The organism is Streptoverticillium olivoreticuli subsp. olivoreticuli (genome assembly GCF_003391135.1).
GTDB lineage: Bacteria > Actinomycetota > Actinomycetes > Streptomycetales > Streptomycetaceae > Streptomyces > Streptomyces blastmyceticus.
The window spans coordinates 7,284,278-7,298,897 of record NZ_CP031455.1 but is presented as its reverse complement, the minus strand read 5'-3'; the positions used below and the strand labels follow the sequence as shown (position 1 = coordinate 7,298,897).

The window sequence follows — 14,620 nt, the reverse complement described above, 5'->3', positions numbered from 1 at the left end:
TCGCGTTCGGCAACCTCGCGAGGCGCCCCAACTCGTAAGGGTGATCGGGGCGTTGGGGAAGTGTCGGGCATTCCACTCCTGGTTAGTCTCCGGCAGGGGTCGATGCCGGGAGACATCGCTCCCCAGGGAGGGAAATATTCATGGGAACCGCCGTCACTTTCGGGGAGCTCGCACGCCTTTCGGGCGAGGAGCTTCCCCCGCGGCTCGTGCTGTCGAGGGTGATGTCGGCGGGATCCGACCAGCCGGTGTATCCGGCCATGGTGAAGTCCGACCACGGAACGACGGTCGCCTACGCCTGCCAGTACCGGCAGCACGCGGGAAATCCTCCGCTCCTCGTCTTCCTGGGACTCGCCTCAAGGGACCCCGGCTATACGGCGACGTGCGTTCCCGCGGCCATCTCCAGTCATTGAGCCATTCAGGCACTTACGGAAGGGGAATGGAATGGACAACCCCATCAGCTTCGAGGAACTCGACAATGTGACGGGCGAAGTGCTGCCCGAGCGGACCGTCATGGGCATCATGGCCACCCCGCTCGGCTTCGGCGACGGCGACGGCGGCTCCGGATCGGGCGCCGGCAGCGCCAGCAGCAGCTCCGCGTCGGCCGGGGGCGGAGTCGTGAACGCCCCCGCCCCGAGCGACCACGGCACCACGATCCTCTCGGCCTGCCAGTCCATCGACCGGCAGGGCACCCCGGGTCTGCTGGGCTCGCTCGGCCTGGGCTCCGAGAACCCCGCCTCCGGCGTGACCTGCACCCCGGCGGCCATCTCCAGCCACTGATCGCACAGCGGTCCGTCGTACGCACGTCACCCGCACGTCGTACGCGCGGGGGAGGGCCGGGCGCGTCCGGCCCTCCCCCGCACTCTGTCCCCCTACGGAGAGCACCCATGTCACTGCCCGCGCTGGTGCCCGGCACGGAACTGGTCGGCGAGTTCGAGGACTCCGGTTACCGCGAGCCGCCCCACCTGGTCTGCCGCCCGGACGGGCAGGTCGTGCGTCTGCCGTCCCTGCTCTACCAAGTCGCCCGCGCGCTCGACGGGCAGCCCTTGGAACGCGTCGCCGAGCGGCTCAGCCGGGAGACGGGGCGGGGTTTCACCGCGGAACACATCGTCTTCCTCATCGACGAGAAGCTCGTCCCGCTCGGCCTGACGACCTACAGCGACGGCTCACCGCCCCCGCCCATGCGGAAGAACGACCCCTTCCTGGCCTTCCGCTTCCGGCTGGCGGTACTGCCGCAGCGCGCCACGTGGTTTCTCTCCGGCCTGTTCGCCTGGCTGTTCCACCCGGTGCCGGTGCTCGGCGCTCTCGGTACGTTCGTCGGCGGCGAGGTATGGCTGTGGATGTCCCAGGACACCGGGGCCGCCCTGCGGGCGGTCCTCTCCTCCCCGGCCGACGTGCTGCTCGTCGTCCTCCTGGCCATCGCCTCCTGCGTGTTCCACGAGATGGGCCACGGCGCGGCATGCCGCTACGGAGGCGCGCGGCCGGGTGCGATGGGCTGCGGCATCTATCTGGTGTGGCCCGCCTTCTACACGGACATCACCGATTCGTACCGGCTGGGGCGCGCCGGGCGGATCCGGGCCGACCTGGGCGGCGTCTACTTCAACGCGCTCTTCGTCCTCGGCCTGCTCGCGCTGTACACAACGAGCGGCAGCCCGCTCCTCCTCGTGGCGATCATCTCCGTCCACCTGGAGATGATCCAGCAGCTCCTGCCCACACTGCGGTTCGACGGCTACTACATCGTCGCGGACCTGGTCGGCATTCCCGACCTCTTCAAATACATCGCGCCCATCCTGAAGCGGCTGGTGCTCCGCCGCCCGCAGGACGACCGGCTGCGGGCGCTCAAGCGATGGCCGCAGATCGTCGTCGCGGTGTGGGTCGTCTTCCTGGTGCCGGTGCTCGTCCTCCAGCTGGGCATGATGATCGTCAATCTGCCCCAGCTGCTCCGGGCGGACTGGCGGACCGTCAACCTGCTGGCGGAGAAGGCCGGTACGGCCGGCTACCCCACCCTCGGGCTGGTCTCGGCATGCCTCCAGATCGTGCTGCTCACGCTTCCCGTCGCCGGGCTCGCGCTGGCACTGGGGCGGCCCGCGCGGTCGCTTCTCCGCCTGGCCGTGCGCCTGGTCGCGAGCCGCCGCCCGGGCGTCTGAGATCATGAGGTCATCAAGGTCGGCCGAAGAACTCCGCGGCATCTGACGCGAACAGCGCGAACGCGGCGGATTTGGAAGGGAGTGACCGGTATGGCGACGCGTGCCGAGTTGGTGGTGGCGCCCAAGGAGGGGCGGCTGGCCTTCGAGCTCGGGGAGGGGACGGGCGACTGTCCGTACAGCCCCGGGGATCCGCTGCGGGCCGCGTGGCTGCGCGGGTTCGCCGCGGCACGCGAGGAGCGCGCGGCGGCGGACGGCGAGGGCTGACCCACCCGGGGCCCGGGCTAGGGCAGGACCGCGATCCCGTCCAGTTCGACCAGCGCCGCCTCGTCCCAGAGCCGGGTCACGCCGATGAGCGCCATGGCCGGGTAGTCCCGGCCCGCGGACCGGCGCCAGATGCGGCCGAGTTCGGCGGCGTGGGCGCGGTAGGCCGCGACGTCGGTGGTGTGGACGGTGACGCGGGCGAGGTCGCGCGGGGTGCCGCCGGCGGCGCGGAGCGCGGTGAGGAGGTTGGCCAGCGCCCGCGCGAACTGCTCCGGCAGCCCGCCCGCCACGATCGCGCCGTCACCGTCGAGCGCGGTCTGCCCCGCGAGGAACACCAGCCGCCCGCCGGTGGCCGTCACCGCGTGGGAGAAGCCGGAAGGGGGCGAGAGCTCCCCCGGGTTGACCCGGCACAGGGCCGGTTCCTCCGCGGGCCGTGCGGTCATCGGTACAGCTCCTTCGCGATGATGGTGCGCTGGACCTCCGTGGCGCCCTCGTAGATGCGGGGGGCGCGGACCTCGCGGTAGAGGTGTTCGAGGAGGTGGCCGCGCTCCAGGGCACGGGCGCCGTGGATCTGGACGGCCGCGTCCACCACGTACTGCGCGGTCTCGGTGGCGAACAGCTTGGCCATCGCCGCACGGGCCGCGATGCCGGGCTCCCCCGCGTCGTGGGCCGCGGCCGCCGCGTACACCAGCAGGGCCGCGGCCTCGGTCCGGGTGGCCATCTCGGCGAGCCGGTGGGAGACGGCCTGGAGGTTCCTCAACGGGCCGCCGAACGCGTGGCGTTCGCCCGCGTGGGCCACGGCGGCGGCGAGCGCGGCCCGCGCCATGCCCACCGCGAACGCGCCGACGCTCGGCCGGAACAGGTCGAGCGTGCCCATGGCGACGCGGAAGCCGCCGCCCACTTCGCCGATGACGTCGTCCGGCTCCACGCGGACACCGTCGAAGGTGAGCGTGCCGACCGGGTGCGGGCTCAGCATGTCGAGCGGACGGCCGCCGAGGCCCGGCCGGCTGCCGGAGACGAGGAAGGCGGTGACGCCGTGGGCCCGGGCGCCGGGGCCGGTGCGGGCGAAGACGGTGTACAGGTCGGCCTCGGGGGCGTTGGAGATCCAGCACTTCTCCCCGGTGAGCCGCCAGCCGCGGCCGTCGGGCTCGGCCCGCAGCTCCAGGGCGGCGGCGTCCGATCCGGCGCCCGGCTCGCTCAGCGCGAACGCGGCGACGGCGCGGCCCGCCACGACCTCCGGCAGCCACCGCGCGCGCTGCGCCCCGGTGCCATACCGGGCGACCGGCACCGCGCCCAGGCCCTGGAGGGCGAGGGCCGTCTCGGCCTCCGTGCACTCACGGGCGAGGGATTCGCGCAACAGGCAGAGGTCCATCGCGCGTACGGGCCGCTCCTGGGGGAAAAGGCGTGCCAGGAGCCCGAGTTCGCCGAGGGCGGCGACGAGCGGACGGTTGACGCGGCCGGGCCCGCCCGCGGCGGCGAGGGGCCGCAGCCGTTCCGCGGCGAGGGACCGGAGCTCGGCGCACCAGGCGCGCTGTTCCGCATCGAGGGCGAACGGAGGGGTCACCGGCCGTTCCCCTTCCCGATCGCTTATCGCGATCTGTTGACTGCCGTCACCAACTCGCTACGCTGACAGCGGATCCGTACGGCTGGCAAGACCCCGTTCACCTCCATTCCCCGGCACGAGGGGGCGCATCCGCGATGGAGCTCGAACCGTCGGCCCATGTCGACACCTTCCCGCGCGACCACCTCCCGCCCGCCGACCAGTGGCCCGTGCTCCGCTTCGACCTGGCGGACCGGCCCCCGCTGCGCTACCCCGCCCGGCTCAACTGCGGTGCGGAGCTGCTGGACGCGACGGTGGCCCGGCTGGGCGCGGACCGGCCCGCCGTACGGGACGGGGCGGGCGGCGTCTGGTCGTACGGAGAGCTGAAGGGGCACGTCGACCGGATCGCGCACACGCTCACCGGCGACCTGGGCGTGGTGCCGGGCAACCGGGTGCTGCTGCGCGGCCCCACCACGCCCTGGCTCGCGGCCTGCTGGCTGGCGGTGATGAAGGCGGGGGCCGTGGCGGTGACCGTCCTGGCCGCGCAGCGCCCGCAGGAGCTGGCGACGATCTGCGAACTGGCCCGGATCCGGCACGCGTTGTGCGACACCCGGTCGGTGGACGACCTGGCGCGGGCGTCCGTGACCTCCTTACGGGTCACACCGTACGGCGGGGAGAGCCCGGGCGACCTTCTGCGGCTGGCCGCGGACAAACCCTCATCGTACGCACCGGTTCCGACCTCCGCCGACGACGTCGCGCTGATCGCGTTCACCTCCGGCACCACCGGACGGCCCAAGGGGTGCGTCCACTTCCACCGGGACGTGCTCGCGGTCGCCGACACGTTCTCCGCGCGGGTGCTGCGGCCGCGCCCCGACGACGTCTTCGCGGGCAGCCCGCCGCTCGGCTTCACCTTCGGGCTCGGCGGTCTGGTGATCTTCCCGCTGCGGGCGGGCGCCTCGGCGCTGCTGTCCGACTGGGGCGGCCCCGAACGGCTGCTGGAGGACATCGAACGGCACCGCGTCACCGTGCTGTTCACCGCGCCGACCGCCTACCGCGCGATGCTCGCCCGGCTCGGCGCGTACGACACCTCGTCCCTGCGCTGGTGCGTCTCCGCGGGCGAGCACCTCCCGGCCGCGCTCTGGCACGCCTGGCAGGAGGCCACCGGGCTGCGGCTCATCAACGGCATCGGCGCCACCGAGATGCTGCACATCTTCATCTCCGCCGCCGACGAGGCCGTCCGCCCCGGCACCACCGGCCTGCCGGTGCCCGGTTACGAGGCGCGCGTCGTCGGCGCGGACGGACTGCCCGTGCCGGACGGCGAACCGGGGCTGCTGGCCGTGCGCGGGCCCACCGGCTGCCGCTACCTCGCCGACGCCCGGCAGCGCTCGTATGTGCGGGACGGCTGGAACCTCACCGGGGACACCTATGTCCGCGAGGGCGACGGCTACTTCCGCTACGTCGCCCGCGCCGACGACATGATCATCTCGGCCGGCCACAACATCGCGGGCCCCGAGGTCGAGGAGGCGCTGCTGCGCCATCCCCAGGTGCTGGAGGCGGCCGTCGTGGGGCGGCCGGACGAGTGGCGGGGCGAGGTCGTCGTCGCCCACGTGGTGCTGCGGCCGGGCGTGCCGCGCACCGCGGAGACCGTCGCGGAGCTGCGGGAGTTCACCAAAAAGGAGATCGCCCCGTACAAGTGCCCTCGCGAGATCGAGTTCCACGACGCCCTCCCCCGCACGCCCACGGGCAAACTCCAGCGCTTCCGGCTCCGCAACGGAGCTTTACAGTTTCCCCGTGACTGACCAGCAACCACTGCATACTCCTCGGTCCCTCATCGTCACTTTCTACGGCGCGTACGGTCGCACCCGCGCCGAACAGCCGGCCGGCCGCACGGTGCCGATCGCGGCACTGATCCGGTTGCTGGCCGCCGTGGGCGTGGACTCGCCCTCGGTACGGTCCGCCGTCTCACGGCTCAAACGCCGCGGGCTGCTCGTCTCGGACCGCGCCCCCGGGGGCGCCGCGGGGTACGGGCTGTCGGACGCGGCCCGGCAGCTGCTGGACGACGGCGACCGGCGCATCTACGGCCGGATGTCGACGCGTTCGGCCGACGGGTGGCTGCTGGCCGTCTTCTCGGTGCCCGAGGAGGAGCGGCACAAGCGCCATCTGCTGCGCTCGCGGCTGGCCCGGCTGGGCTTCGGCGCGGCCGCGCCCGGGGTGTGGATCGCGCCGGCGCACGTGCACGAGGAGACCCGGCACACCCTGGAGCGCCTGGAACTGGCCTCCTACGTCGACCTGTTCCGGGGCAGCCACCTCGGGTTCGAGCCGACGGCGGAGGCGGTGGGCCGGTGGTGGGACCTGGACTCGCTGGCGGACCGGCACCGCGTCTTCCTCGCCGCGCACGAGCCCGTGCTGCACCGGTGGGCGCGGCGGCGGACCGTCCCCGCACAGGACGCCTACCGCGACTACCTCCTCGCGCTGGACTCCTGGCGGCACCTGCCCTACGCGGACCCCGGCCTGCCGGTGGCCCTGCTGCCCGCGGACTGGCCGGGGGTGCGCTCGGCGCGCGTCTTCGCGGGGCTGCACGCGCGGCTGCGCGGCGCGGGGGAACGCTTCGTGGACGCGGCGCTGGCGTGACTCCCCCGCGGGCGCGGCCGGTCAGGCCCCCCGGCCCGTCGGCGGTCTGCGGCTGCCCGCGCGGTACGGCGCGGGCCAGGGCGCGGGCGTGCCCTCGTAGCCCTGCTCCGCGGCCGCGTGCAGCGTCCAGTGCGGGTCGTAGAGGTGGGGGCGCGCGAGGGCGCAGAGGTCGGCGCGGCCCGCGAGGATCAGGGAGTTGACGTCGTCCCAGGAGGAGATGGCGCCCACCGCGATCACCGGGACGCCCGCCTCGTGGCGGATCCGGTCGGCGAAGGGCGTCTGGTAGGAGCGGCCGTACGCGGGCTGTTCATGGGGGACGACCTGGCCGGTGGAGACGTCGAGCGCGTCGGCGCCGTGAGCGGCGAAGGCGCGGGCGACGGCGACGGCGTCCTCGGCCGTGGTGCCGCCGTCCGCCCAGTCGGTGGCGGAGATCCGTACGGTCATGGGCCGGTCGGCGGGCCAGACGGCCCGTACCGCGTCGAAGACCTCCAGGGGATAGCGCAACCGGGCGGCGAGGGTGCCGCCGTAGGCGTCGGTGCGCCGGTTGGTGAGGGGGGAGAGGAAGCCGGAGAGCAGATAGCCGTGCGCGCAGTGGAGTTCGAGGAGGTCGAAGCCCGCGCGGGCGGCCGCGGCGGCGGAGAGCGCGAACTGTTCGCGTATGCCGGTCATTTCGGCGGTGGTCAGGGCGTGCGGGACCTGGTTGACGCCGGGCCGGTAGGGCAGCGCGGAGGGGGCGACGACGGGCCAGTTGCCGTGCGGCAGCGGCTGGTCGATGCCTTCCCACTGGCGCCGGGTGGAGCCCTTGCGGCCGGAGTGGCCGAGCTGGACCCCGATGGCCGTGCCGGGTGCCTGGGTGTGGACGAAGTCGGTGACGCGGCGCCAGGCGGTCTCGTGCTCCGGTGCGTACAGCCCGGCGCAGCCGGGGGTGATGCGCCCCCGGGGGCTGACGCAGACCATCTCGGTCATCACCAGGGCGGCGCCGCCGAGGGCGCGGGCGCCGAGGTGGACGAGGTGGAAGTCGCCGGGGGTGCCGTCGACGGCGGAGTACATGTCCATGGGCGAGACGACGACGCGGTTGCGCAGGGTCAGCCCGCGCAGCCGGAAGGGGGTGAACATCGGCGGGGTGCCGGGCGGTATGCCCGCCTCGTCCTCGACGGAGGCGACGAAGTCCGGGTCGCGCAGCCGGAGGTTGTCGTGGGTGACGCGGCGGCTGCGGGTGAGAAGGTCGAACGCGAATCCGTGGGGCGGCCGGCCGGTGTGGACGGCGAGGTTCTCGAACCATTCGAGGCTGGCGCGGGCGGCGCGCTGGGTGGACTCCACGACCGGACGGCGCTCGGCCTCGTACGCCGTGAGGGCCTCGGTGACCGAGGCGCTGTCCTGGAGGCGGGCCGCGAGGGCGACCGCGTCCTCGACGGCGAGTTTGGTGCCGGAGCCGATGGAGAAGTGGGCGGTGTGGGCGGCGTCGCCGAGGAGCACGGTGTTGCCGTGCGACCAGCGGGCGTTGACGACCGTGCGGAACGCGGTCCAGGCGGAGCGGTTGGCGCGCAGGGTGCGGCCCTTGAGGAGGCCGGCGAAGTACGTGCCGCACCGCTCGACGGAGGCGGCCTCGTCGCAGCGGTCGAGCCCGGCACGCCGCCAGACCTCCTCGCGCATCTCGACGATGACGGTGCTCGCGCCCCCGGCCGGGTGCGGCCCGCCCGCCGAGGGGCCGGCGTAGGGGTAGGCGTGGAGCTGCATCAGCCCGTGCTCGGTCTCGGCGATCTCGAAGCGGAAGGCGTCGAGCGCGAAGTCGGCGGAGAGCCAGATGTAGCGGCACCGGTGCGTGGTGAGGGTGGGGCGGAAGTGGTCCCGGTGAGCGGCGCGGGTGGTGCTGTGCACGCCGTCGGCGGCGATGACGAGGTCGTGGGTGCGGGCCAGTTCGGCGGCGGGCGGCGCCTCGGTGCGAAAGCGGAGGTCGACGCCGAGCCCGCGGCAGCGCGCGTGGAGGATCTCCAGGAGCCGGTGGCGGCCGAGGGCGGCGAAGCCGTGGCCGCCGGAGGTCAGGGTGCGGCCGCGGTGCACGATGTCGATGGCGTCCCAGTGGACGGACTCGCGGCCCAGGGCGGCGTGGACGTCCGGGTCGGCGGTCTCGATGCCGCCGAGGGTCTCGTCGGAGAGGACGACGCCGAAGCCGAAGGTGTCGTCGGGGGCGTTGCGCTCCCAGAGGGTGACCGCGCGGTCGGGGGCGAGACGTTTCAGCAGGGCGGCGGCGCAGAGGCCGCCGGGGCCGCCGCCGATGACCGCGACCCGCATGCTCACCGCCCTTGCCAGACCGGCGGCCGCTTCTCGGTGAACGCGGCGTGGAATTCGGCGTAGTCCGCGCTGTTCATCAGCAGTGCCTGAGTGGCGGCGTCGAGCTCGACGGCCGCCGCGAGGGGCATGTCGAGTTCGGCGGTGAGCAGGGCCTTGGTCTGGGCGTGGGCGAGGGCGGGCCCGGCGGCGAGGCGGCGCGCGAGGGACTGCGCCGCCGCGGCCGCACCGCCCTCCTCCGTCAACTGGCTGACGAGTCCGATGCGCTCGGCCTCGTCGGCGCGTACGGGCTCGCCGAGCATCAGCAGCCGGGTGGCGTGGCCGAGGCCGACGACGCGGGGCAGGAGGTAGGCGGCGCCCATGTCGCCGCCGGAGAGGCCGACCCTGGTGAAGAGGAAGGCGAAGCGTGCGGTGGGGTCGGCGACGCGGAAGTCGGCGGCGAGCGCGAGGACGGCGCCGGCGCCCGCCGCGACGCCGTGCACGGCGGCTATCACGGGGAACGGGCACTCGCGCAGGGCGCGGACGACCTGTCCGGTCATCCGGTTGAAGTCGAGGAGGCGCCCGGTGTCCATGGCCAGGGTGGCCCCGATGATCTCGTCGACGTCACCGCCGGAGCAGAACCCGCGGCCCTCGCCGCCGAGGACGAGGGCCCGTACGCAGCCGTCCCGGGCGAGCTCGGGCAGCAGGTCGCGCAGGTCGGCGTAGGCGCCGAAGGTGAGCGCGTTGAGCTTGCCGGGGCGGGAGAGGGTGACGGTGGCGACACCGGAGTCGACCGTCAGACGCAGGTGCTGCCATTTCTCGGTGCGGGGTGCGGAGCCGGTGAACGGGGCCATGGTGCGCACTCCTTCAGCCTGGGGGCTGGTGCATGCTCCGTGAAGTTATCACCGCACTGTGACTGTCGTCACGGGGTCGCGATAGAGATCCGGGGCTCCGGCATCAGTCGGCCAGCGTCGCCACCAGCACCGCCTTGATCGTGTGCATGCGGTTCTCCGCCTGGTCGAAGACCACCGAGTGCGAGGACTCGAAGACCTCGTCGGTCACCTCCAGCGAGGTCAGGCCGTGGCGTTCGTGGATCTCGCGGGCGACCGTCGTGCCGAGGTCGTGGAAGGCGGGCAGGCAGTGCAGGAACTTCACCGCGGGGTTGCCGGTCGCGTGCAGCACGTCCATGGTGACGGCGTACGGCGCCAGCAGCGCGATCCGCGCGTCCCACACCTCCTTGGGCTCGCCCATCGACACCCATACGTCGGTGGCGACGAAGTCCGCGCCGCGCACGCCCTCGGCGACGTCCGCGGTGAGCGTGATGCGCGCGCCGCTCGCCTCGGCCAGGCGCCGGGCCTCGGCGACGATCTCCGGGGCGGGCCAGAGCTCCTCCGGCGCCACGATGCGGACGTCCATGCCGAGGAGCGCGCCGGTGATCAGGTAGGAGTTGCCCATGTTGTAGCGGGCGTCGCCGAGGTAGGCGTAGGCGACATGCTCCAGCTGCTTGGCCGTGTGCTCGGACATGGTGAGCACGTCGGCGAGCATCTGGGTGGGGTGCCACTCGTCGGTGAGCCCGTTGAAGACCGGCACCCCGGCGTTGGCCGCCAGCTCCTCCACCACTTCCTGGCCGTGGCCGCGGTACTCGATCGCGTCGAACATCCGGCCGAGGACCCGGGCGGTGTCCCGGACGGACTCCTTGTGGCCCATCTGCGAGCCCGCGGGGTCGAGGTAGGTCGTGCGGGCGCCCTGGTCGGCGGCGGCGACCTCGAAGGCGCAGCGGGTGCGGGTGGAGGTCTTCTCGAAGATGAGCGCGATGTTGCGGCCCTGGAGGCGCTGCCGCTCGACGGCCGTCCGCTTCGCCGCCTTGAGCTCGGCGGAGAGCTCGACCAGACTGCGGAACTCCTCGGCGGTGAAGTCCGTTTCCTTGAGGAAGTGGCGGCCCTTGAGGTCTGTCGCCATGGGGATGGGCTCCTAGCTCACGACTGCGGGAAAACGGAAGCATATACGATTAACCGCATTGCTATGCGGAGGGGTGGGCTCAGCTTCGGGGGACCGCGTCCCGTTCGATGGGACAGCTCATGCAGCGCGGCCCGCCCCGGCCGCGGCCGAGCTCGCTGCCCGGGATGGTGATGACCTCGATGCCGTGCTTGCGCAGGTAGGTGTTGGTCGTCACGTTGCGCTCGTAGGCGACCACGACGCCCGGCTCGATCGCCAGCACGTTGCAGCCGTCGTCCCACTGCTCCCGCTCGGCCGCGTGCACGTCCTGCGTCGCGGTCAGCACACGGATCGAGTCGAGGCCGAGCGCGGCGGCGATCGCGCGGTGCATGTGCTCCGGCGGGTGGTCGGTGACCTTCAGCTCGCGCTCGCCCGCCCCCGGTTCGATGGTGTACGAGCGGAGGCCGCCCAGCCCGGCGTACTGCGTGAAGGTGTCGCCGTCCACCATCGTCATCACGGTGTCCAGGTGCATGAACGCGCGCCGCTTCGGCATGTCCAGCGCCACGATCGTGCGGGCCGAGCCGGTGGCGAAGAGCCGGTGGGCGAGCATCTCCACGGCCTGCGGCGTGGTCCGCTCGCTCATCCCGATCAGCACGGCGCCCTCGCCGATGACGAGCACGTCGCCGCCCTCGATCGTGGACGGGTAGGCGGCCTGCCCCTCGGACCAGACGTGGAAGCCGCCCTCCTCCGTTCCCCGGTCGAAGCCCGCCGCGAACAGCGGGTGGTGGCGGTAGACCGCCTCGTAGTGCACGGTCTCGTGCCAACGGGCGGGCCAGCGCATCGCGTTGACGCACACCCCGTCGTAGACCCAGGCGGAGGTGTCCCGGGTGAAGAGGTGGTTGGGCAGCGGGTTGAGCAGGAAGTCGTCCAGGTCCATCGCGTGGAAGCGGACCGAGACCGGCTCCGGGTAGCGCTCCAGGAACTCCCGCTTGGTCATCCCGCCGACCAGCCAGGAGCCCAGCTCGGGCGCCCGCATCCCGTCGAACGCAGCCCGCAGCCGGCCCGTGGCGAGCGGCCCGTACTCCTTCTCGTCGAAGATCCGGTCCAGCACGTGCGAGCGCGCGCCCGGCACCGCCAGGCTCTCCTCCAGCAGGTCCTGGAAGAAGTGCACCGCCACCCCGCGCTCGCGCAGCACGTCGGCGAACCCGTCGTGCTCGGCGCGCGCCCGCCGCACCCAGAGCACGTCGTCGAAGAGGAGCGCGTCCTTGTTGGACGGCGTCAGCCGCTTGAGCTCCAGTCCCGGGCGGTGCAGTATGACGCGGCGCAGCCGCCCGGCCTCGGAGTCGACATGGAATCCCATCCTTCCATCCTGGCCTGGATCACCCGAGATCACGCGGTGCACCACGGCGGAACATCACCGCGGCGAGCAGGGCGAGGGCGGCCGCGACCGCGGCGAAGACCCAGCCGGCCCGCAGCGCCCCCGCTCCCGCGTGCGGCTCCCCGCCGCCCAGGGCGACGAGGACCGCCACGCCGAGGGCGGTGCCGCACTGGCGCGAGAGCATCAGGACGCCCGAGCCGAGGGACATCCGGTGCGCGGGCAGGGCACCGGTCGCGGCGAACATCACCGGCTGATAGAGGCCGGTGCCGATGCCGCAGAGCACCAGGCCGGGCAGGAAGCGCGTGACGTAGTGCGGGTCCTGCGCGGCGGTCAGCAGCCACCACAGCGGGGCGGCCACGAAGCACAGGGCACCGAGGGCGGCGCCGCCGCGCTCCCCCAGCAGCCGCACGATCCTGCCGGAGAGGGCCGAGACGACGAGGACGGTGCAGGGCCAGGGCGCGAGGGCCAGGCCCGCGTGCTGCACCGAGTAGCCCCAGACATCGGTGAACAGCACGGAGGTGGCGAGCAGCAGCGTCTGATAGGCGAGGAAGTAGGTGAAGAGCCCGGCCACCGCCGTGGTGAAGCCCCGGGTCCGGAAGAGGGCGGGGTCGATCACGGCGTCGGGGGTCCGGCGCACATGGACGGCGCACAGCGCGGCCGCGGCGACCCCGGCGGCGAACGCGCCGAGGGTGAGCGGTGAGCCGTAGCCCCACTCGCCCGCCTGCGCCAGCGCCGTCGTCGGACCGCCGATGGCGACGAGCACCAGGGCGGTGCCGAGCAGGTCGGGGCGGTGCCGTGCGCCCGGCTCGGAGCGCGGCAGCAGGCGGACGCCCGCGACCACGGCGGCCACGACGACGGGCACGTTGATCAGGAAGATCCAGCGCCAGCTGGAGGCGGCGAGCAGGCCGCCGATCACCGGCCCCGAGCCTGCCGCGAGCGCGCTGACCGCGGTCCAGACGCCGACCGCGGTGGCGCGCTCACCGGCCGGGAAGGCGGGCAGGGCGAGGGAGAGCGAGGTGGGCACCAGGACGGCGGCGCCGACGCCCTGCACGACCCGGGCCGCGATCAGCCAGCCCAGGCCGGGGGCGAGGCCGCAGGCGGTGGAGGCGAGACCGAAGAGGGACAGGCCGAGGAGGAACGACCGCCGGCGGCCCGTCCCGTCGGCCAACCGGCCGGCCGGGATCAGCAGCGCGGCGAGCGTGATCGTGTAGGCGTTGAGCACCCAGGACAGCGCGCCGGGCGAGGCCGCGCGGAAGTCCTCGCCGATCAGGGGGAAGGCGATGTTGACGGCCACCACGTCGAGCACGGCGAGGAATTGGGCGGTGGACGCCACCGCCAGGATCAGCCAGCGGCGCGGGTCGGGCGAGGGTGTGGGGGCGGGTGCCGCGGACACACCGCTCCCCGGGGAGGTCGTGCGAGGGATCGTCATGTCGATCCAGCATCGGGGCAGCGGCGGACGATCACGAGTGGCAGGACCGACAACACCCGCTACATTACTGCCATGCCCACGATCGCGGTGGCGGTGACCGACGGCCTGCCCTTCTTCGAAGTGGCCATCCCCTGCCACATCTTCGGCACGGACCGGCCCGAGACCCCGGAGGGGTGGTACGACCTGCGCGTCTGCGCCATCGGGACGGACGGCGACGCGTCCGCCCGGTCGTGGTTCCACACCCGGACGCCGTACGGCGCGAAGGAGTTGATCGCCGCCGACACCGTGCTGGTGCCCGCCTCGGCGGACGTGGGCGGCGACCCGCCGCCGGAGCTGGTCAACGCCCTGCGCGCGGCGCACCGGCGGGGCGCGCGACTGGTGTCGCTCTGTTCCGGCGCGTTCACGCTGGCGGCCACCGGGCTGCTCGACGGCCGCACGGCCACCACCCACTGGATGTACGCCCCGCTGCTCGCCGAGCGGTTCCCGGCCGTCCGCGTCGATCCGGCGGTGCTCTACGTCGATCACGGGGACATCGTCACCGGGGCGGGATCGACCGCGAGCATCGATGTCTGCCTGCACCTGGTGCGCGAGGACTACGGCAGCGAGGCGGCCAACACCCTGGCCCGGCAGCTCGTCGCCCCCGCGCACCGGCCCGGCGGCCAGGCCCAGTACATCGACGCCCCGCTGCCGGAGCGCCGGGACGACTCCCTCGCCCCGCTGCTGCACTGGGCGGTGGAGCGGCTCGACCGGCCGCTGACGGTGACCGACCTGGCGCGGCAGGCGCACACCAGCCCGCGCACCTTCGCCCGCCGCTTCCTTGCGGCCACGGGAACGACCCCGATGCGGTGGCTGCAGACGCAGCGGATCGGCCGGGCGCGGGAGTTGCTGGAGAGCGGCGACCATTCCGTCGACCACGTGGCGCGGCTGTGCGGGCTGGGCACGGCCGCGAACCTGCGGCGGCATTTCGCCAAGGCGATGGGGGTGCCGCCGCAGGACTACCGCCGGGCCTTCCGCGCCCGGCGGTAGTCCTGCGG

At 73.5% G+C, this 14,620-nt stretch carries 14 protein-coding genes; 7 read left to right on the top strand and 7 right to left on the bottom strand.

The window, feature by feature from the left end; all coding sequences use genetic code 11:
- The first annotated feature begins 140 nt into the window (after window positions 1-140).
- The 4 genes from DXZ73_RS31700 to DXZ73_RS38470 all read left to right on the top strand — a co-directional run bounded on the left by DXZ73_RS31700 (window position 141) and on the right by DXZ73_RS38470 (window position 2,408).
- Window positions 141-410, top strand: coding sequence for a hypothetical protein (locus DXZ73_RS31700; RefSeq protein WP_116214405.1), 270 nt, complete (start codon window positions 141-143; stop codon window positions 408-410).
- A 31-nt stretch (window positions 411-441) separates the two neighbouring features.
- The gene (locus DXZ73_RS31695) at window positions 442-777 is read left to right on the top strand and encodes a hypothetical protein (RefSeq protein ID WP_116214404.1); all 336 of its coding nucleotides are present in this window, start codon (window positions 442-444) and stop codon (window positions 775-777) included.
- A gap of 107 nt (window positions 778-884) precedes the next feature.
- Window positions 885-2,144, top strand: coding sequence for a hypothetical protein (locus tag DXZ73_RS31690; protein WP_240351580.1), 1,260 nt, complete (start codon window positions 885-887; stop codon window positions 2,142-2,144).
- Window positions 2,145-2,234: 90 nt separating this feature from the next.
- Window positions 2,235-2,408 carry a ribosome modulation factor gene (locus DXZ73_RS38470; protein ID WP_162890397.1) on the top strand — a complete coding sequence of 58 codons (174 nt, stop codon included), beginning with the start codon at window positions 2,235-2,237 and terminating at the stop codon, window positions 2,406-2,408.
- A gap of 17 nt (window positions 2,409-2,425) precedes the next feature.
- On the opposite strand, the gene DXZ73_RS31685 is transcribed toward DXZ73_RS38470, so the two are convergent.
- Both DXZ73_RS31685 and DXZ73_RS31680 read right to left on the bottom strand, forming a co-directional pair.
- The gene (locus tag DXZ73_RS31685; RefSeq protein WP_116214402.1) at window positions 2,426-2,848 is read right to left on the bottom strand and encodes a RidA family protein; all 423 of its coding nucleotides are present in this window, start codon (window positions 2,846-2,848) and stop codon (window positions 2,426-2,428) included.
- Window positions 2,845-3,969, bottom strand: coding sequence for an acyl-CoA dehydrogenase family protein (locus DXZ73_RS31680; protein ID WP_116214401.1), 1,125 nt, complete (start codon window positions 3,967-3,969; stop codon window positions 2,845-2,847). The genes DXZ73_RS31685 and DXZ73_RS31680 overlap by 4 nt, the downstream gene beginning before the upstream one ends.
- 134 nt (window positions 3,970-4,103) lie before the next feature.
- On the opposite strand from DXZ73_RS31680, the gene DXZ73_RS31675 reads away from it, so the two are divergent.
- Window positions 4,104-5,744, top strand: coding sequence for an AMP-binding protein (locus DXZ73_RS31675; protein ID WP_116214400.1), 1,641 nt, complete (start codon window positions 4,104-4,106; stop codon window positions 5,742-5,744).
- Window positions 5,737-6,576, top strand: a complete 840-nt coding sequence (locus DXZ73_RS31670; RefSeq protein WP_116214399.1) for a PaaX family transcriptional regulator — start codon at window positions 5,737-5,739, stop codon at window positions 6,574-6,576. Before DXZ73_RS31675 ends, DXZ73_RS31670 begins: the two co-directional genes overlap by 8 nt.
- A gap of 21 nt (window positions 6,577-6,597) precedes the next feature.
- On the opposite strand, the gene DXZ73_RS31665 is transcribed toward DXZ73_RS31670, so the two are convergent.
- The 5 genes from DXZ73_RS31665 to DXZ73_RS31645 form a co-directional block, all read right to left on the bottom strand.
- Window positions 6,598-8,868, bottom strand: a complete 2,271-nt coding sequence (locus DXZ73_RS31665) for a bifunctional salicylyl-CoA 5-hydroxylase/oxidoreductase (RefSeq protein WP_116214398.1) — start codon at window positions 8,866-8,868, stop codon at window positions 6,598-6,600.
- Window positions 8,869-8,870: 2 nt separating this feature from the next.
- Window positions 8,871-9,698 carry an enoyl-CoA hydratase family protein gene (locus tag DXZ73_RS31660; protein WP_116214397.1) on the bottom strand — a complete coding sequence of 276 codons (828 nt, stop codon included), beginning with the start codon at window positions 9,696-9,698 and terminating at the stop codon, window positions 8,871-8,873.
- A gap of 103 nt (window positions 9,699-9,801) precedes the next feature.
- Entirely contained in the window at window positions 9,802-10,803 is a 1,002-nt protein-coding gene (gene argF / locus DXZ73_RS31655) for an ornithine carbamoyltransferase (protein WP_116214396.1), read from the bottom strand.
- 79 nt (window positions 10,804-10,882) lie between these two features.
- Window positions 10,883-12,139 (bottom strand): arginine deiminase, encoded by a 1,257-nt coding sequence (locus DXZ73_RS31650; protein WP_162890396.1) that lies wholly within the window; start codon window positions 12,137-12,139, stop codon window positions 10,883-10,885.
- 19 nt (window positions 12,140-12,158) lie between these two features.
- On the bottom strand, window positions 12,159-13,586 hold the full coding sequence (locus DXZ73_RS31645; protein WP_116214395.1) for an MFS transporter: 1,428 nt from the start codon (window positions 13,584-13,586) through the stop codon (window positions 12,159-12,161).
- Between the two features lie 72 nt (window positions 13,587-13,658).
- Between DXZ73_RS31645 and DXZ73_RS31640 the strand changes: the two genes are divergently transcribed.
- Window positions 13,659-14,612, top strand: coding sequence for a helix-turn-helix domain-containing protein (locus tag DXZ73_RS31640; protein WP_116214394.1), 954 nt, complete (start codon window positions 13,659-13,661; stop codon window positions 14,610-14,612).
- Window positions 14,613-14,620 lie beyond the last annotated feature (8 nt).